This is a genomic window from Stenotrophomonas muris, assembly GCF_052751275.1.
Genome location: NZ_CP199879.1, coordinates 2869123 through 2883881, shown reverse-complemented (window position 1 = coordinate 2883881; position 14759 = coordinate 2869123). Strand labels below are relative to the sequence as shown.

27 protein-coding genes are annotated in these 14759 nt (G+C 63.0%); all 27 read left to right on the top strand.

Going from position 1 to position 14759, the window contains the following annotated elements; genetic code table 11:
* Positions 1 to 10: 10 nt before the first annotated feature.
* The 27 genes from rplC to ACUVWL_RS13415 all read left to right on the top strand — a co-directional run bounded on the left by rplC (position 11) and on the right by ACUVWL_RS13415 (position 14747).
* Positions 11 to 661: a 50S ribosomal protein L3 gene (gene rplC / locus ACUVWL_RS13545; protein WP_004145336.1), complete on the top strand. Its 651-nt coding sequence runs from the start codon at positions 11 to 13 to the stop codon at positions 659 to 661.
* A 12-nt stretch (positions 662 to 673) separates the two neighbouring features.
* On the top strand, positions 674 to 1279 hold the full coding sequence (gene rplD / locus ACUVWL_RS13540) for a 50S ribosomal protein L4 (RefSeq protein ID WP_004145337.1): 606 nt from the start codon (positions 674 to 676) through the stop codon (positions 1277 to 1279).
* A complete protein-coding gene (rplW, locus tag ACUVWL_RS13535; protein ID WP_004145338.1) occupies positions 1276 to 1575 on the top strand; it encodes a 50S ribosomal protein L23 in 300 nt (99 codons plus the stop codon). The genes rplD and rplW overlap by 4 nt, the downstream gene beginning before the upstream one ends.
* A 10-nt stretch (positions 1576 to 1585) precedes the next feature.
* Positions 1586 to 2413, top strand: coding sequence for a 50S ribosomal protein L2 (rplB, locus tag ACUVWL_RS13530; protein WP_004145339.1), 828 nt, complete (start codon positions 1586 to 1588; stop codon positions 2411 to 2413).
* 6 nt (positions 2414 to 2419) lie between these two features.
* Positions 2420 to 2689 (top strand): 30S ribosomal protein S19, encoded by a 270-nt coding sequence (gene rpsS, locus ACUVWL_RS13525; protein WP_005415413.1) that lies wholly within the window; start codon positions 2420 to 2422, stop codon positions 2687 to 2689.
* Positions 2690 to 2701: 12 nt separating this feature from the next.
* On the top strand, positions 2702 to 3037 hold the full coding sequence (gene rplV / locus ACUVWL_RS13520) for a 50S ribosomal protein L22 (protein ID WP_004145348.1): 336 nt from the start codon (positions 2702 to 2704) through the stop codon (positions 3035 to 3037).
* Positions 3038 to 3055: 18 nt separating this feature from the next.
* Complete coding sequence (gene rpsC / locus ACUVWL_RS13515) at positions 3056 to 3790, top strand: 30S ribosomal protein S3 (protein WP_004145350.1); 735 nt, start codon at positions 3056 to 3058, stop codon at positions 3788 to 3790.
* A 5-nt stretch (positions 3791 to 3795) separates the two neighbouring features.
* Positions 3796 to 4209, top strand: coding sequence for a 50S ribosomal protein L16 (rplP, locus tag ACUVWL_RS13510; protein ID WP_004154486.1), 414 nt, complete (start codon positions 3796 to 3798; stop codon positions 4207 to 4209).
* A complete protein-coding gene (gene rpmC / locus ACUVWL_RS13505) occupies positions 4209 to 4394 on the top strand; it encodes a 50S ribosomal protein L29 (RefSeq protein WP_004154487.1) in 186 nt (61 codons plus the stop codon). Before rplP ends, rpmC begins: the two co-directional genes overlap by 1 nt.
* A gap of 11 nt (positions 4395 to 4405) precedes the next feature.
* The gene (gene rpsQ, locus ACUVWL_RS13500; RefSeq protein WP_004154489.1) at positions 4406 to 4675 is read left to right on the top strand and encodes a 30S ribosomal protein S17; all 270 of its coding nucleotides are present in this window, start codon (positions 4406 to 4408) and stop codon (positions 4673 to 4675) included.
* Between the two features lie 12 nt (positions 4676 to 4687).
* Positions 4688 to 5056 carry a 50S ribosomal protein L14 gene (rplN, locus tag ACUVWL_RS13495; protein ID WP_010483978.1) on the top strand — a complete coding sequence of 123 codons (369 nt, stop codon included), beginning with the start codon at positions 4688 to 4690 and terminating at the stop codon, positions 5054 to 5056.
* A gap of 16 nt (positions 5057 to 5072) precedes the next feature.
* Positions 5073 to 5390 carry a 50S ribosomal protein L24 gene (gene rplX / locus ACUVWL_RS13490; protein WP_004154490.1) on the top strand — a complete coding sequence of 106 codons (318 nt, stop codon included), beginning with the start codon at positions 5073 to 5075 and terminating at the stop codon, positions 5388 to 5390.
* 11 nt (positions 5391 to 5401) lie between these two features.
* Complete coding sequence (gene rplE, locus ACUVWL_RS13485) at positions 5402 to 5944, top strand: 50S ribosomal protein L5 (protein ID WP_005415416.1); 543 nt, start codon at positions 5402 to 5404, stop codon at positions 5942 to 5944.
* 18 nt (positions 5945 to 5962) lie between these two features.
* Complete coding sequence (gene rpsN, locus ACUVWL_RS13480; RefSeq protein ID WP_005408209.1) at positions 5963 to 6268, top strand: 30S ribosomal protein S14; 306 nt, start codon at positions 5963 to 5965, stop codon at positions 6266 to 6268.
* A 257-nt stretch (positions 6269 to 6525) separates the two neighbouring features.
* Positions 6526 to 6924: a 30S ribosomal protein S8 gene (gene rpsH / locus ACUVWL_RS13475; protein ID WP_005408210.1), complete on the top strand. Its 399-nt coding sequence runs from the start codon at positions 6526 to 6528 to the stop codon at positions 6922 to 6924.
* An 18-nt stretch (positions 6925 to 6942) separates the two neighbouring features.
* Positions 6943 to 7467, top strand: coding sequence for a 50S ribosomal protein L6 (rplF, locus tag ACUVWL_RS13470; protein WP_014646052.1), 525 nt, complete (start codon positions 6943 to 6945; stop codon positions 7465 to 7467).
* A gap of 80 nt (positions 7468 to 7547) precedes the next feature.
* Positions 7548 to 7907 carry a 50S ribosomal protein L18 gene (rplR, locus tag ACUVWL_RS13465; protein WP_169411773.1) on the top strand — a complete coding sequence of 120 codons (360 nt, stop codon included), beginning with the start codon at positions 7548 to 7550 and terminating at the stop codon, positions 7905 to 7907.
* Positions 7908 to 8068: 161 nt separating this feature from the next.
* Entirely contained in the window at positions 8069 to 8611 is a 543-nt protein-coding gene (rpsE, locus tag ACUVWL_RS13460) for a 30S ribosomal protein S5 (protein ID WP_005408213.1), read from the top strand.
* Positions 8604 to 8795: a 50S ribosomal protein L30 gene (gene rpmD / locus ACUVWL_RS13455; RefSeq protein WP_005408214.1), complete on the top strand. Its 192-nt coding sequence runs from the start codon at positions 8604 to 8606 to the stop codon at positions 8793 to 8795. Before rpsE ends, rpmD begins: the two co-directional genes overlap by 8 nt.
* A gap of 6 nt (positions 8796 to 8801) precedes the next feature.
* A complete protein-coding gene (rplO, locus tag ACUVWL_RS13450) occupies positions 8802 to 9245 on the top strand; it encodes a 50S ribosomal protein L15 (protein WP_004154498.1) in 444 nt (147 codons plus the stop codon).
* Between the two features lie 7 nt (positions 9246 to 9252).
* Positions 9253 to 10620, top strand: a complete 1368-nt coding sequence (gene secY, locus ACUVWL_RS13445; RefSeq protein ID WP_005415420.1) for a preprotein translocase subunit SecY — start codon at positions 9253 to 9255, stop codon at positions 10618 to 10620.
* Positions 10621 to 10967: 347 nt separating this feature from the next.
* Complete coding sequence (gene rpsM, locus ACUVWL_RS13440; protein ID WP_004154500.1) at positions 10968 to 11324, top strand: 30S ribosomal protein S13; 357 nt, start codon at positions 10968 to 10970, stop codon at positions 11322 to 11324.
* Positions 11325 to 11335: 11 nt separating this feature from the next.
* Positions 11336 to 11725 carry a 30S ribosomal protein S11 gene (gene rpsK / locus ACUVWL_RS13435; RefSeq protein WP_004145443.1) on the top strand — a complete coding sequence of 130 codons (390 nt, stop codon included), beginning with the start codon at positions 11336 to 11338 and terminating at the stop codon, positions 11723 to 11725.
* A gap of 15 nt (positions 11726 to 11740) precedes the next feature.
* Positions 11741 to 12370, top strand: coding sequence for a 30S ribosomal protein S4 (gene rpsD, locus ACUVWL_RS13430; protein WP_004145446.1), 630 nt, complete (start codon positions 11741 to 11743; stop codon positions 12368 to 12370).
* 55 nt (positions 12371 to 12425) lie between these two features.
* Entirely contained in the window at positions 12426 to 13424 is a 999-nt protein-coding gene (locus ACUVWL_RS13425) for a DNA-directed RNA polymerase subunit alpha (protein ID WP_005408216.1), read from the top strand.
* Between the two features lie 190 nt (positions 13425 to 13614).
* On the top strand, positions 13615 to 13998 hold the full coding sequence (rplQ, locus tag ACUVWL_RS13420; RefSeq protein ID WP_005408217.1) for a 50S ribosomal protein L17: 384 nt from the start codon (positions 13615 to 13617) through the stop codon (positions 13996 to 13998).
* A gap of 242 nt (positions 13999 to 14240) precedes the next feature.
* Entirely contained in the window at positions 14241 to 14747 is a 507-nt protein-coding gene (locus ACUVWL_RS13415) for a disulfide bond formation protein B (protein ID WP_065186362.1), read from the top strand.
* Positions 14748 to 14759 lie beyond the last annotated feature (12 nt).

Genomic DNA, 14759 nt, shown 5'->3' with positions numbered 1-14759 from the left:
GACTACGACCATGACGAAGAAGTATTCGTTGGGCTTCGTGGGCCGCAAGGCCGGCATGAGCCGCGTGTTCACCGAAGATGGCCGTTCCATCCCGGTGACCCTGATCGAAGCAACCCCGAACCGCATCGCGCAGATCAAGACCGTCGAAACCGACGGCTACAGCGCCGTGCAGGTGACCGTCGGCGCGCGTCGCGCTGCCCTGGTCAACAAGCCGGAAGCCGGCCACTTCGCCAAGGCGAAGGTGGAAGCGGGTCGTGGCCTGTGGGAGTTCCGCGTTGAAGACGCGCAGCTCGGCGATTTCGCCGTTGGCGGCGAAGTCAAGGCGGACATCTTCGAAGTCGGCCAGATCGTCGACGTCCAGGGTGTCACCAAGGGCAAGGGCTTCCAGGGCACCATCAAGCGCCACAACTTCCGTATGGGCGATGCAACCCACGGTAACTCGCTGTCGCATCGCGCGCCGGGTTCGCTGGGTCAGCGCCAGACCCCGGGTCGCGTTTTCCCGGGCAAGAAGATGTCGGGCCACATGGGCGCGGTGCAGCAGAGCACCCAGAACCTGGAAGTGGTCAAGGTCGACGTCGAGCGCGGTCTGATCGCCGTTCGCGGCGCCGTTCCGGGCGCGGCGGGTGGCGATGTGATCGTCCGTCCGGCGAGCAAGGCATAAGGAGAGATGACGATGGAACTCGTTATCACGGGTAGCAACAACAAGGTCTCGGTCTCCGACGCCGTGTTCGGTCGCGATTTCAGCGAAGATCTGGTCCACCAGGTCGTCGTTGCCTACCGCAACGCCGGTCGCGCCGGCACCAAGGCACAGAAGACTCGCTCCGAAGTGGCTGGTACCACCAAGAAGTCGAAGAAGCAGAAGGGCGGCGGCGCGCGTCATGGCGCACTGACGGCTCCGATCTTCGTCGGCGGCGGTGTCACCTTCGCGGCCAAGCCGCGCAGCTTCGAGCAGAAGGTCAATCGTAAGCAGTACCGTGCCGCCATGTGCGCGATCCTGTCCGAGCTGAACCGTCAGGGCCGTCTGACCATCGTGGAGTCCTTCGATGTCGAAGTGACCAACACGAAGGGTCTGATCGCCAAGCTGGCCGGCCTGGAAGTGGGCAAGCGCCCGCTGATCGTCACCGAAGAAGCGTCCGAGCACCTGTACCTGTCCGCCCGCAATCTGCCGTACGTGCAGGTGCGTGACGTCCAGGGTCTGGATCCGGTCTCGCTGGTGGGTGCCGACACGGTCGTCATCACCGCTGACGCGGTCAAGAAGGTCGAGGAGTGGCTGGCATGAACAGCAACGAAAAAATCTTCAGCGTGCTGCGTGCCCCGCGTGTCTCCGAAAAGACCGCGCGCCTGCAGGAACTCTCCAACCAGTATGTCTTCGAAGTTTCGAACGAAGCCACCAAGGCCGATGTAAAGGCCGCGGTTGAGCAGCTGTTCGACGTCAAGGTCGAAGCCGTCAACGTGGTCAACGTCAAGGGCAAGAACAAGTCCTTCCGTAACCGTGCTGGCCGCCGCGGCGATTGGCGCAAGGCGTACGTTCGCCTGGCCGACGGCCAGTCGATCGATGTAACGGCCAAGGCCTGAGGTACATCCCATGCCATTGATGAAATTCAAGCCCACTTCCCCCGGCCGCCGTTCGGCCGTGCGCGTGGTTACGCCCGACCTGCACAAGGGTGCTCCGCACGCCGCACTGGTCGAGTCGCAGAGCCGCTCGGGTGGCCGCAACCACCACGGCCGCATCACCGTGCGTCACGTCGGTGGTGGTGCCAAGCAGCACTACCGCATCATCGACTTCAAGCGCAACAAGCTGGGCATCCCGGCGCGCGTGGAACGCATCGAATACGATCCGAACCGCACCGCCCACATCGCCCTGCTGTGCTACGTCGATGGTGAGCGTCGCTACATCATCGCCCCGAAGGGCCTGAAGGCCGGTGATCAGGTGATCGCTGGTTCGGACGCCCCGATCAAGGCCGGCAACACCCTGCCGCTGCGCAACATCCCGGTCGGCACCACCATCCACTGCATCGAGCTGAAGCCGGGCAAGGGCGCTCAGATCGCTCGCGCCGCTGGTGCGGCCGTGCAGCTGGTGGCTCGCGAAGGCATCTACGCCACCCTGCGCCTGCGCTCGGGTGAAATGCGCAAGGTTCCGGTCGAGTGCTGCGCCACCATCGGCGAAGTCGGCAACGACGAGCACAGCCTGGAAAAGCTGGGCAAGGCCGGTGCCAAGCGTTGGCGCGGCGTCCGCCCGACCGTTCGTGGTGCTGCCATGAACCCGGTTGACCACCCGCACGGTGGTGGTGAGGCCAAGGCCGGCCAGGGTAACCCGCATCCGGTCACCCCGTGGGGTGTTCCGACCAAGGGTTACAAGACGCGCCATAACAAGCGCACTCAGCAGTTCATCGTCCGCGATCGTAGGGGCTAATCGACCATGGCACGTTCACTCAAGAAGGGCCCGTTCGTCGATCACCACCTCGTCAAGAAGGTGGAGGCCGCTGCGGGCAGCAAGAAGCCGATCAAGACCTGGTCGCGCCGTTCGATGATCCTGCCTGACATGGTAGGCATCACCATTGCCGTGCATAACGGCAAGAACCACATCCCGGTTCTCGTCAACGAGAACATGGTCGGCCACAAGCTCGGCGAATTTGCCATCACCCGGACCTTCAAGGGTCACGGTGGTGACAAGAAGTCGGGCAAGTAAGGAGAGATGACAATGGAAGCGAAAGCCATCCTGCGCACTGCGCGCATCTCCCCGCAGAAGGCTCGTCTGGTCGCTGACCAGGTGCGCGGTCTGCCGGCCGAACGTGCGGTCAACCTGCTGAAGTTCTCGGACAAGAAGGCTGCCCACCTGATCAAGAAGGTGGTGGAGTCGGCAATTGCCAACGCCGAGAACAACCAGGGCGCCGACGTCGACGAGCTGAAGGTTCAGACCATCATGGTTGATGAAGGTCCGACCCTGAAGCGTTTCATGGCGCGGGCGAAAGGCCGCGGTACCCGCATCCTCAAGCGCACCAGCCACATCACTGTGGTTGTGGGCGCCGCCAAGTAAGCGGATAAGGAAAAGACCATGGGTCATAAAGTTCATCCGATTGGTATCCGCCTCGGCATTTCCAAGGACTGGAACTCCAAGTGGTACGCCAACAAGGCCGAGTTCGCCGGTTACCTGGCAGCCGACCTGAAAGTGCGCGAAATGCTGCGCAAGAAGCTGGCCCAGGCCGGCATCAGCAAGATCCTGATCGAGCGTCCGGCCAAGACCGCTCGCGTGACGATCCACACCGCCCGTCCGGGCGTGGTGATCGGCAAGCGCGGTGAGGACATCGAGAAGCTGCGCAAGGAAGTGAGCGAGATGATGGGCGTCCCGGCGCACATCAACGTCACCGAAGTGCGCAAGCCGGAACTGGACGCGCAGCTCGTTGCCGAGTCGATCGCCCAGCAGCTGGAGCGTCGCATCATGTTCCGCCGTGCAATGAAGCGCTCGGTCGGCAACGCGATGCGCCTGGGTGCCCTGGGCATCAAGGTCAACGTTGGTGGCCGCCTCAACGGTGCTGAAATCGCCCGTTCGGAGTGGTACCGCGAAGGCCGCGTGCCGCTGCACACCCTGCGTGCCGACATCGACTATGGCTTCGCTGAAGCCAAGACGACCTACGGCATCATCGGCATCAAGGTCTGGATCTACAAGGGCGAGGTCTTCGATTTCTCCCAGGTTGGCCAGGAAAAGCAGGACGACACCCCGTCGCGCAACGATCGTCACGATCGCGGCGACCGTGGTGACCGTCAGCGCCCGGCCCGTGAAGCGAGGTAACGACAATGTTGCAACCCAAGCGAACCAAGTACCGCAAGGTACACAAGGGCCGTAACGATGGCCTGAGCTGGAGCGCCAACGCTGTCAGCTTCGGCGAATACGGCCTGAAGGCAACCGCACACGGTCAGCTGACCGCGCGTCAGATCGAAGCGGCCCGCCGCTCGATCAGCCGCTACGTCAAGCGCGGCGGCAAGATGTGGATCCGCGTGTTCCCCGACAAGCCCATCACCAAGAAGCCCATCGAAGTTCGAATGGGTTCGGGTAAGGGTAACGTGGAATACTGGGTGGCCCAGATCCAGCCCGGCCGCATGATCTATGAAATCGAGGGTGTTTCCGAGGAAGTGGCTCGCGAGGCGTTCCGCCTGGCCGCCGCCAAGCTCTCGGTCACCACCACTTTCGTGACCCGTACGGTGCGCTGATGGATATCAAAACTCTCCGTGAAAAGTCGGCTGACGAACTCAAGGCCCACCTGATCGACCTGCGTAAGGAACAGTTCTCTGTCCGTATGCAGCAGGTCACCGGCCAGCTGCCGAAGACCCACGACATTCGCCGGGTCCGTCGCGAGATTGCTCGCGTCAAGACCCTGCTCGGCAGCACGAAGTAAGGATGGCCGCTATGAGCGACAATACTGAAAAGAAGACGCTGCGCACGGTCGAAGGCCGTGTCGTCAGCAACAAGATGGACAAGACGGTTACCGTCCTGGTTGAGCGTCAGGTCAAGCACGCGCTGTACGGCAAGTACATCAAGCGCTCGACCAAGCTGCACGCCCACGATGCCGACAACGCCTGCAAGGAAGGCGATGTCGTCCGCGTGACCGAGATTGCTCCGATGTCCAAGACCAAGAACTGGCGCGTGGTGGAAGTCATCACGCGTGCGGCTGAATAAGGAGTCTGAATCATGATCCAGATGCAGAGCTACCTTGACGTCGCGGACAATTCGGGTGCCAAGCAGGTGATGTGCTTCAAGGTGCTGGGTGGTTCCAAGCGCCGTTACGCCGGCATCGGCGACATCATCAAGGTCACCGTGAAGGATGCGATTCCGCGCGGCAAGGTCAAGAAGGGTGAAGTGTATGACGCCGTCGTGGTGCGTACCCGCAAGGGTGTGCGTCGCGCCGACGGTTCGCTGATCCGCTTCGACGGCAACGCTGCCGTCCTGCTGAACAACAAGCAGGAGCCGATCGGTACCCGTATCTTCGGGCCGGTGACCCGTGAACTTCGTTCGGAGAAGTTCATGAAGATCGTCTCGCTCGCTCCCGAAGTGCTGTGAGCGACAGGAGATAATCATGGCTAACCGTATCAAGAAGGGCGACCAGGTTGTCGTCAACGCTGGCAAGGACAAGGGCAAGCAGGGCGAAGTCGTCCGCGTCGACGGTGACCGTGTGGTCGTCGCCAACGTGAACATCGTCAAGCGCCACACCAAGCCGAACCCGCAGGCAGGTGTTGCCGGCGGCGTGGTCGAGCGCGAAGCTTCGATCCATATCTCCAACGTGAACGTGCTGAACCCGGCTTCGGGCAAGGGCGAACGCGTTGGCTTCAAGGTGCTGGAGGATGGACGCAAACTGCGTGTGTTCCGCTCCAGCGGTGAGGCGCTCGACGCCTGAGGAATGTGAAGATGACTTCCCGTCTCGAAAAGATCTACAAGGAAGAAGTGGTGCCGGCGCTGATGAAGCAGTTCGGCTACACCAATCCGATGGAAGTACCGAAGCTCGTCAAGGTCACCCTGAACATGGGTGTCGGCGAGGCTGCCACCAACAAGAAGATCCTGGAAAACGCCGTCGCGGACATGACCAAGATTTCCGGCCAGAAGCCGGTTGTCACCAAGTCGCGTATCTCGGTTGCGTCGTTCAAGATCCGTGATGGTTGGCCGATCGGCTGCAAGACCACGCTGCGTCGCCACAAGATGTACGAGTTCCTGGACCGCCTGATCAACATCTCGCTGCCGCGCGTGCGCGACTTCCGTGGTGTTTCCGGTCGTTCCTTCGACGGCCGCGGCAACTTCAACATGGGTGTGAAGGAACAGATCATCTTCCCGGAAATCGACTTCGACGCCGTCGACGCGATCCGCGGTATGGATATCGCCATCACCACCACTGCGAAGACCGACGCGGAAGCGAAGGCGCTGCTGGCAGCGTTCAAGTTCCCGTTCCGTAACTGATCTGTCGAGGAAACCGAAATGGCAAAGACCTCCATGGTCAACCGCGACATCAAGCGGGAAAAGCTGGCCAAGAAGTACGCTGAGAAGCGTGCGGCTCTGAAGAAGATCGTGTCCTCCGTGGACGCGACCTACGAAGAGAAGATCGACGCCGCAACCAAGCTGGCCAAGCTGCCGCGCGATTCGTCGCCGAGCCGTCAGCGCAACCGTTGCGAGCTGTCGGGTCGTCCGCGTGGCGTGTACAGCAAGTTCGGCCTCGGCCGCAACAAGCTGCGCGAAGCCACCATGCGTGGCGACGTCCCGGGCCTGCGCAAGGCCAGCTGGTAATCCCAGCCGGCCCTGCGCTCAGCACCCCCTTGCGGGGGTGCTGAACCGGGGGAGGGGGCTGTTCAGCTTCCTTTCTGCGAAAAAACCCGAAGAGCCCGACGCAAGTCGGGCTCTTTTGGCGTATACTCCCGCGTCTTGCCCTGTGCAGACGGGGTTGTAGGAGTGGGCCTGGCCCGCTGCATCAAGGGACCTGGCCCGTTTCCAGGAGACAACAGATTTTCGCGAAAGCGGATATCGGTGCACTCAAAGGTACTCATATGAGCATGACTGATCCCATCGCCGACCTGCTGGTCCGCATCAAGAATGCGGCCGCAGTTGGCAAGCAGACGGTGAAAGCCCCGTCGTCCAAGATCAAGGTTGCGATCGCCCAGGTCCTGAAGGACGAGGGTTACATCACCGACCTGCGCGTGACCCAGCTGGAAAACAACAAGTCCGAGCTGGAAATCGTGCTGAAGTATTTCGAAGGCAAGCCGGTCATCGCGACCCTGAAGCGCTTCTCGCGTTCGGGCCTGCGCCAGTACCGCGGCAAGAGCGAGCTGCCGAAGGTCATGAACGGCCTGGGTATCTCCATCATTTCCACCTCCAAGGGCATCATGACTGATGCGCAGGCGCGCCAGCTGGGCGTCGGCGGCGAAGTCCTGTGCTTCGTGGCCTAAGGCGAAAGGAGTAGAACTATGTCCCGCGTAGCCAAGAAGCCGATCACCCTGGGTAAGGTTGAACTGAACGTCCAGTCGGACAGCGTCACCGCCAAGGGCCCGAAGGGCACCCTGTCGCTGGCCAAGCCGGCCGGCATTGCCATCAACGTCGACAATGGCGTTGCCACCCTGAGCACCGAGAACGCCGAGCTGGTCGCACTGACCGGCACCGTGCGTGCGATCCTGTCCAACATGGTCAAGGGCGTGTCCGAAGGCTTCGAGCGCAAGCTGGAGCTGGTTGGCGTGGGTTACCGCGCTGCCATGCAGGGCAAAGACCTGAGCCTGTCGCTGGGCTTCTCGCACCCGGTCGTGTTCGTGGCGCCGGAAGGCATCACCATCACCACCCCGACCCAGACCGAGATCCTGGTCCAGGGCGCTGACAAGCAGGTCGTCGGTGAAGTCGCCGCCAAGATCCGTGCGTTCCGCAAGCCGGAGCCGTACAAGGGCAAGGGCGTGAAGTACTCCGACGAAGTCATCATCCGTAAGGAAGCCAAGAAGGCGTAAGTGCGAGTCCCTCGCAAGAGCCCGCACATCCATGTGCGGACTCCTCAGGGAGAAGCCCATCCTTCAGCTTTCAAGGAATAATCAAAATGAACAAGAACATCGCCCGCCTGCGTCGCGCCAAGTCGACCCGCGCCCACATCCGTGAGCTCGGCGTCGCCCGCCTGTCGGTGCTGCGCACCGGCCAGCACCTGTACGCCCAGGTCTTCACCGCTGACGGTTCGAAGGTGCTGGCTGCCGCCAACACCACCCAGACCGACGTCAAGGAAGGCCTGAAGAACGGCAAGAACGCCGATGCCGCTGCCAAGGTTGGCCGCATCGTCGCCGAGCGCGCCAAGGCCGCCGGCGTCGAGAAGGTTGCCTTCGATCGTTCGGGCTACCGCTACCACGGCCGCATCAAGGCCCTGGCAGAAGCGGCCCGCGAAGCCGGCCTGCAGTTCTAAGGGACAAGGGCAGGGGGTCGATGGCCTCCTGCCTGCCTGCTCGCCAGCCTGAGCGAGGCTGGACGGCGCCGCTCTTCTGCAGTGGCCCACCGGAACAACGCGTCACTCCACAACCATAAGCGGCCTCGAGCCGTACATACCCAAACAACCAAGGAATCAACATGGCAGAAGAGCGTCAGCAGCGGGGTCGCGATCGCGACCGTAACCGCGAAGAGAAGATCGACGACGGCATGATCGAAAAGCTGGTCGCGGTCAACCGCGTCAGCAAGACCGTCAAGGGTGGCCGCCAGTTCACCTTCACCGCCCTGACCGTTGTCGGCGACGGCGAAGGCAAGGTCGGTTTCGGTTATGGCAAGGCCCGCGAAGTGCCGGTCGCCATCCAGAAGTCGATGGAACAGGCCCGCAAGAACCTGGTCAGCGTTGACCTGAACAACGGCACCCTGTGGCACACCATCAAGGATGGTCACGGCGCAGCCCGCGTGTTCATGCAGCCGGCTTCGGAAGGTACCGGCGTGATCGCCGGCGGTGCCATGCGCGCCGTGCTGGAAGCCGTTGGCGTGAAGAACGTGCTGGCCAAGGCCACCGGTTCGCGCAACCCGATCAACCTGGTGCGTGCCACCGTGAAGGGCCTGTCTGCTGCGCAGTCGCCGGCTCGCATCGCGGCCAAGCGCGGCAAGAAGGTGGAGGAACTCAACCATGGCTAATGAGTCCAACAAGACTGTGAAGGTCCGCCTGGTGCGTGGCCTGCGTGGTACCCAGTCGCGTCACCGCCTGTCGGTGCGTGCCCTGGGCCTGAACAAGCTCAACGATGTGCGTGAACTGAAGGACAGCCCGCAGGTACGCGGCCTGATCAACAAGGTTCAGTACCTCGTCCAGGTTGAGGAGTAATCGACCATGACTCTGCGTCTCAATGAACTGAGCCCGGCACCGGGCGCCCGCACCGAGCGCACCCGCGTCGGCCGCGGTATCGGCTCGGGCCTGGGCAAGACTGCCGGCCGCGGCCACAAGGGTTCGTTCGCCCGTAAGGGTGGCGGCAAGATCAAGGCTGGCTTCGAAGGCGGCCAGACCCCCATGCAGCGTCGTCTGCCGAAGATCGGCTTCCGTTCGCCGATCGCCAAGGACACCGCTGAAGTGCTGCTGTACGCGCTGGACAAGCTGCCGGCCGGTGAGATCGATTTCGCCGCCCTGCGTGCTGCCAAGCTGGTCCCGAGCACCGCAAAGAAGGCCAAGGTCGTCGTCAAGGGCGAAGTGACCAAGGCGTTCACCCTGAAGGGTATTGCTGCCACGGCGGGTGCCAAGGCTGCAATCGAAGCTGCCGGCGGCAGCGTAACGGAGTAAGAAAATCATGGCGCAAGCTGGCATCGGTAACCTCGCGGGCGGAATGGGCAAGTTCACTGAACTTCGCCAACGTTTGCTGTTCGTCGTCGGGGCTTTGATCGTCTATCGCATCGGCTGCTACGTGCCGGTGCCGGGCGTCAATCCCGATGCCATGCTTGCCATGATGCAACAGCAGGGCGGCGGCATCGTGGACATGTTCAACATGTTCTCGGGCGGCGCCCTGCACCGTTTCAGCATCTTCGCGCTGAACGTGATGCCGTACATCTCGGCATCGATCGTGATGCAGCTGGCCGTGCACATCTTCCCCGCCCTGAAGGCGATGCAGAAGGAAGGTGAGTCCGGCCGCCGCAAGATCACCCAGTATTCGCGCATCGGCGCCGTGCTGCTGGCAGTGGTGCAGGGCGGCTCGATCGCGCTGGCCCTGCAGGGCCAGGTCTCGCCGTCGGGCGCTCCGGTCGTGTATGCGCCGGGCATGGGCTTCGTGCTCACTGCCGTGGTCGCACTGACCGCCGGCACCATGTTCCTGATGTGGGTCGGTGAGCAGGTCACCGAGCGCGGCATCGGCAACGGCGTGTCGCTGATCATCTTCGCCGGTATCGTGGCGGGCCTGCCGGGTGCGGTCATCCACACCTTCGATGCCTACCGCGACGGCAACATCCAGTTCATCCAGCTGCTGCTGATCGCCATCGTCGTGCTCGCCTTCACCTTCTTCGTGGTGTTCGTCGAGCGTGGCCAGCGCCGGATCACGGTCAATTACGCGCGCCGCCAGGGTGGTCGCAACGCGTACATGAACCAGACCTCGTTCCTGCCGCTGAAGCTCAACATGGCCGGCGTCATCCCGGCGATCTTTGCCTCGAGCCTGCTGGCCTTCCCGGCCACCCTGGCCATGTGGTCCGGCCAGGCCGCCAACCAGAGCAGCTTCGGCCAGGTCCTGCAGAAGGTCGCCAACGCCCTGGGCCCGGGCGAGCCGCTGCACATGATCGTGTTCGCTGCGCTGATCACCGGTTTCGCGTTCTTCTATACCGCGCTGGTGTTCAACTCGCAGGAAACCGCCGACAACCTGAAGAAGTCCGGTGCGCTGATTCCGGGCATCCGTCCGGGCAAGGCGACCGCCGACTACATCGACGGCGTGCTGACCCGCCTGACCGCGGCCGGCTCGGCGTACCTGGTGATCGTCTGCCTGCTGCCGGAACTGATGCGCACGCAGCTGAACGCCTCGTTCTACTTCGGTGGTACTTCGCTGCTGATCGTGGTGGTGGTGGTGATGGACTTCATCGCCCAGGTGCAGGCGCACCTGATGTCCCACCAGTACGAGAGCCTGCTGAAGAAGGCCAACCTGAAGGGTGGCAACCGCGGCGGTTTTGCCCGCGGCTGATAGGCCTGTTATACTTTCGTCTTCCTGACGTGATGGTCCCTCCGCTTCGCGGACTCCGGCCACACAAACGAAGGGCGGCCCCCGCAGCGGTTCCGGGTGGGGGTGTGATGAGGTGGTCCCGCGCTGGAGTAGCGCGGGCGGCCCCGGGGGAAACCCCAGGTCCAACCCCATCCGGCGCCGGAGCCTGGGCACACTCCCCAGGCCGGGTTCATGAAACCAACGGTTTCACGGGCTTCCATGTAAACCGGAACCTTGTTAGTATCGCTAGTTCACTTTTTTGATCCATCCTGCCGGATTGGCGTGCCCGAGGCGCGCTGTCGGCCATCACTCAGCTGGAGAACCGCGTCATGGCGCGTATTGCAGGCGTCAACCTGCCAGCCCAGAAGCATGTCTGGGTCGGGTTGCAAAGCATTTACGGCATCGGCCGTACCCGTTCGAAGAAGGTCTGCGAAGTCGCAGGCGTTGCTTCGACCACCAAGATCCGCGATCTGTCGGAGCCGGAAATCGAGCGCCTGCGCGCCGAAGTCGGCAAGTACATCGTGGAAGGCGATCTGCGCCGTGAAATCGGTATCGCGATCAAGCGCCTGATGGACCTGGGCTGCTACCGCGGCCTGCGTCACCGTCGTGGCCTCCCGCTGCGTGGCCAGCGCACCCGTACCAACGCCCGCACCCGCAAGGGTCCGCGCAAGGCGATCAAGAAGTAAGGGACTGAGAAATGGCTAAGCCCGCTGCTAAGACCAAGAAGAAGATCAAGCGCGTCGTCACCGACGGCGTTGCCCACGTCCACGCTTCGTTCAACAACACCATCGTCACCATCACCGACCGCCAGGGCAATGCTCTGTCGTGGGCGACCTCCGGTGGCGCTGGCTTCCGCGGTTCGCGCAAGTCGACCCCGTTCGCTGCCCAGGTGGCTGCTGAAAAGGCCGGTCGTGCTGCGCTGGACTACGGCGTGAAGTCGCTGGAAGTCCGCATCAAGGGCCCGGGTCCGGGCCGTGAGTCGGCCGTGCGTTCGTTGAACAACGTCGGCTACAAGATCACCAACATCATCGACGTGACGCCTATCCCGCACAACGGGTGCCGTCCGCCGAAGAAGCGTCGCGTCTAAAGGGAGCGATAAGAAATGGCTCGTTATATCGGTCCTACCTGTAAGCTCGCCCGCCGCGAAGGCGCCGACCTGTCCCTGAAGAGCCCGGCGCGTGCGCTGGACTCGAAGTGCAAGCTGGAGCAGAAGCCCGGCCAGCACGGCGCCACTGCCCGCAAGGGCAAGCTGTCCGACTACGCCACCCAGCTGCGTGAAAAGCAGAAGGTCAAGCGTATCTACGGCCTGCTGGAGCGTCAGTTCCGCAACTACTACAAGAAGGCCTCGACCAAGAAGGGCAACACCGGCGAGAACCTGCTGCAGCTGCTGGAAACCCGCCTGGACAACGTCGTCTACCGCATGGGCTTCGCCGTGACCCGTCCGGCTGCCCGTCAGCTGGTGTCGCACCGCGGCGTCACCGTGAATGGCAAGTCGGTCAACCTGGCTTCGTACCAGGTCAAGGCTGGCGACGCCATCGCCCTGTCTGAAAAGGCTGCCAAGCAGCTGCGCGTCCAGGAAGCCCTGACCGTCGCCGCCCAGCATGACCTGAGCCCGTCGTGGGTTGAAGTGGATTCCGGCAAGTTCACCGGCATCTTCAAGGCTGTTCCGGATCGTTCGGATCTGCCTGCGGACATCAACGAAGCGCTGATCGTCGAGCTGTATTCGAAGTAATTCACATTGGAGAGCCCCCGGCGACGGCCGGGGGTTCACTAGGAGAACCCGCAACATGACGGTTACCGCCAACCAGGTTCTGCGTCCTCGCGGTCCGCAGATCGAACGCCTTACCGACACCCGTGCAAAGGTCGTTATCGAACCTTTGGAGCGGGGTTACGGGCATACGCTGGGTAATGCCCTGCGTCGCGTGCTGCTGTCGTCCATCCCGGGCTTCGCCATCACGGAAGTCGAAATCGACGGCGTGTTGCATGAGTACACCACGGTCGAAGGTCTGCAGGAGGACGTGCTCGAAGTCCTGCTGAACCTGAAGGACGTGGCCATCCGTATGCACTCCGGCGACAGCGCCACCCTGTCCCTGTCCAAGCAGGGCCCGGGCGTTGTCACCGCTGCCGACATCAAGGTCGACCACAATGTGGAGATCCTGAACGGCGACCATGTGATCTGCCACCTGACCAAGGATACGGCGATCAACATGCGTCTGAAGATCGAACGTGGTTTCGGCTACCAGCCGGCTGCCGCGCGTCGTCGTCCGGACGAAGAAACCCGTGCCATCGGCCGCCTGGTCCTGGATGCCTCGTTCTCGCCGGTCCGCCGTGTCGCCTACGCCGTGGAAGCGGCGCGTGTCGAACAGCGTACCGACCTGGACAAGCTGGTCATCGATATCGAGACCAACGGCACCATCGATGCCGAGGAAGCCGTGCGCACCGCCGCCGACATCCTCAGCGACCAGCTGTCGGTGTTCGGTGACTTCACCCACCGCGACCGCGGTGCGGCCAAGCCGGCCAACAACGGCGTGGATCCGGTGCTGCTGCGCCCGATCGACGATCTGGAGCTGACCGTGCGTTCGGCCAACTGCCTGAAGGCTGAAAGCATCTACTACATCGGCGATCTGATCCAGAAGACCGAAGTGGAGCTGCTGAAGACCCCGAACCTGGGCAAGAAGTCGCTCACCGAGATCAAGGAAGTGCTGGCTCAGCGCGGCCTGTCCCTCGGCATGAAGCTGGAGAACTGGCCGCCGGCCGGCGTCGCCAGCCACGGCATGCTGGGCTGATATCGGTAATGCCTGGAGGCTCCACCGCTCGCGGTGGAGCCTTCAACGCAACACACCATGCCACGACGAACCGCAGGTTCGCGGGCAGGTCGTCCAGGACGGGCGGCCAGGACCAACCGCAGTCCGCGCAGTAACGCCAGGATGGCGACAACGATCCACACAGCCGCATCATTAACCAAGGAATATCACCATGCGTCACCAGAAGTCTGGCCGTAAGTTCAGCCGCACCAGCGCGCACCGCGAAGCGATGTTCAAGAACATGGCCGCCTCGCTGTTCAAGCACGAGCTGATCAAGACCACCCTGCCGAAGGCCAAGGAACTGCGCCGCGTTGCCGAGCCGCTGATCACTCTGGCCAAGGTCGACTCGGTCGCCAACCGCCGTCTGGCCTTCGCCCGCCTGCGCGACAACGAAGCCGTGGGCAACCTGTTCACCATCCTGGGCCCGCGCTACGCGAACCGTCCGGGCGGCTACCTGCGCCTGCTGAAGTGCGGTTTCCGCGCCGGCGACAACGCACCGATGGCCTACGTCGAGCTGGTTGACCGTCCGGTCGTGGCCGAGGAAGTGGCCGAGTAATCGGACCGCTCCAACGCGACACAGCGAAAGCCCGGCTCCTGCCGGGCTTTTGCGTTTCCAGGGGTCGGATCCCTTTCCGCAGGAAAGGGCTCTGACCCCGAGCAGGCAGCACCGCAGGTCAGATCCCTTTGCATTCGCAAAGGGATCCGACCCGCACCGTTCCGACAGGCGTCACCTGTGGCGGTTCGAACGGGGCGCGCTCTCGGTTACGCTTGGCGTCTTGATCCATTCGAGCGTTGACGATGAATCCACTGCGCTGGCCCTTCCGCGCCCAGTTCTTCCTGGGCTTCCTGATCTGCGCGGGCCTGCTCGGCTACGCGATCTTCCTGCAGCTGAAGATGGGCCTGGAGCCGTGCCCGCTGTGCATCTTCCAGCGCCTGGCTTTTGCCGCGCTGGGCCTGTTGTTCCTGATCGGTGCGCTGCACGGGCCGTCCAACCGTTCCGGGCGCGCCACCTACGGCGTGCTCGCCTTCATCGCGGCGGCCGTCGGCGTGGGCATCGCTGCGCGCCACGTCTACGTGCAGATGCTGCCGCCGGAGATGGGCGCGACCTGTGGCCCGCCGCTGAGCTTCCTGCGCGAGACCATGGGGCCGCTGGAAGTGTTCCGCACGGTGCTGACCGGTACCGGCAACTGCGGCAACATCGACTGGACGTTCCTGGGCCTGACCATGCCGATGTGGTCGGGCGTGTGGTTCGTGCTGCTGGCGCTGTGGGCACTGGTGGTGTCGCTGCGCAAGGTCAAGCGCTGAAGCAGGATGGGG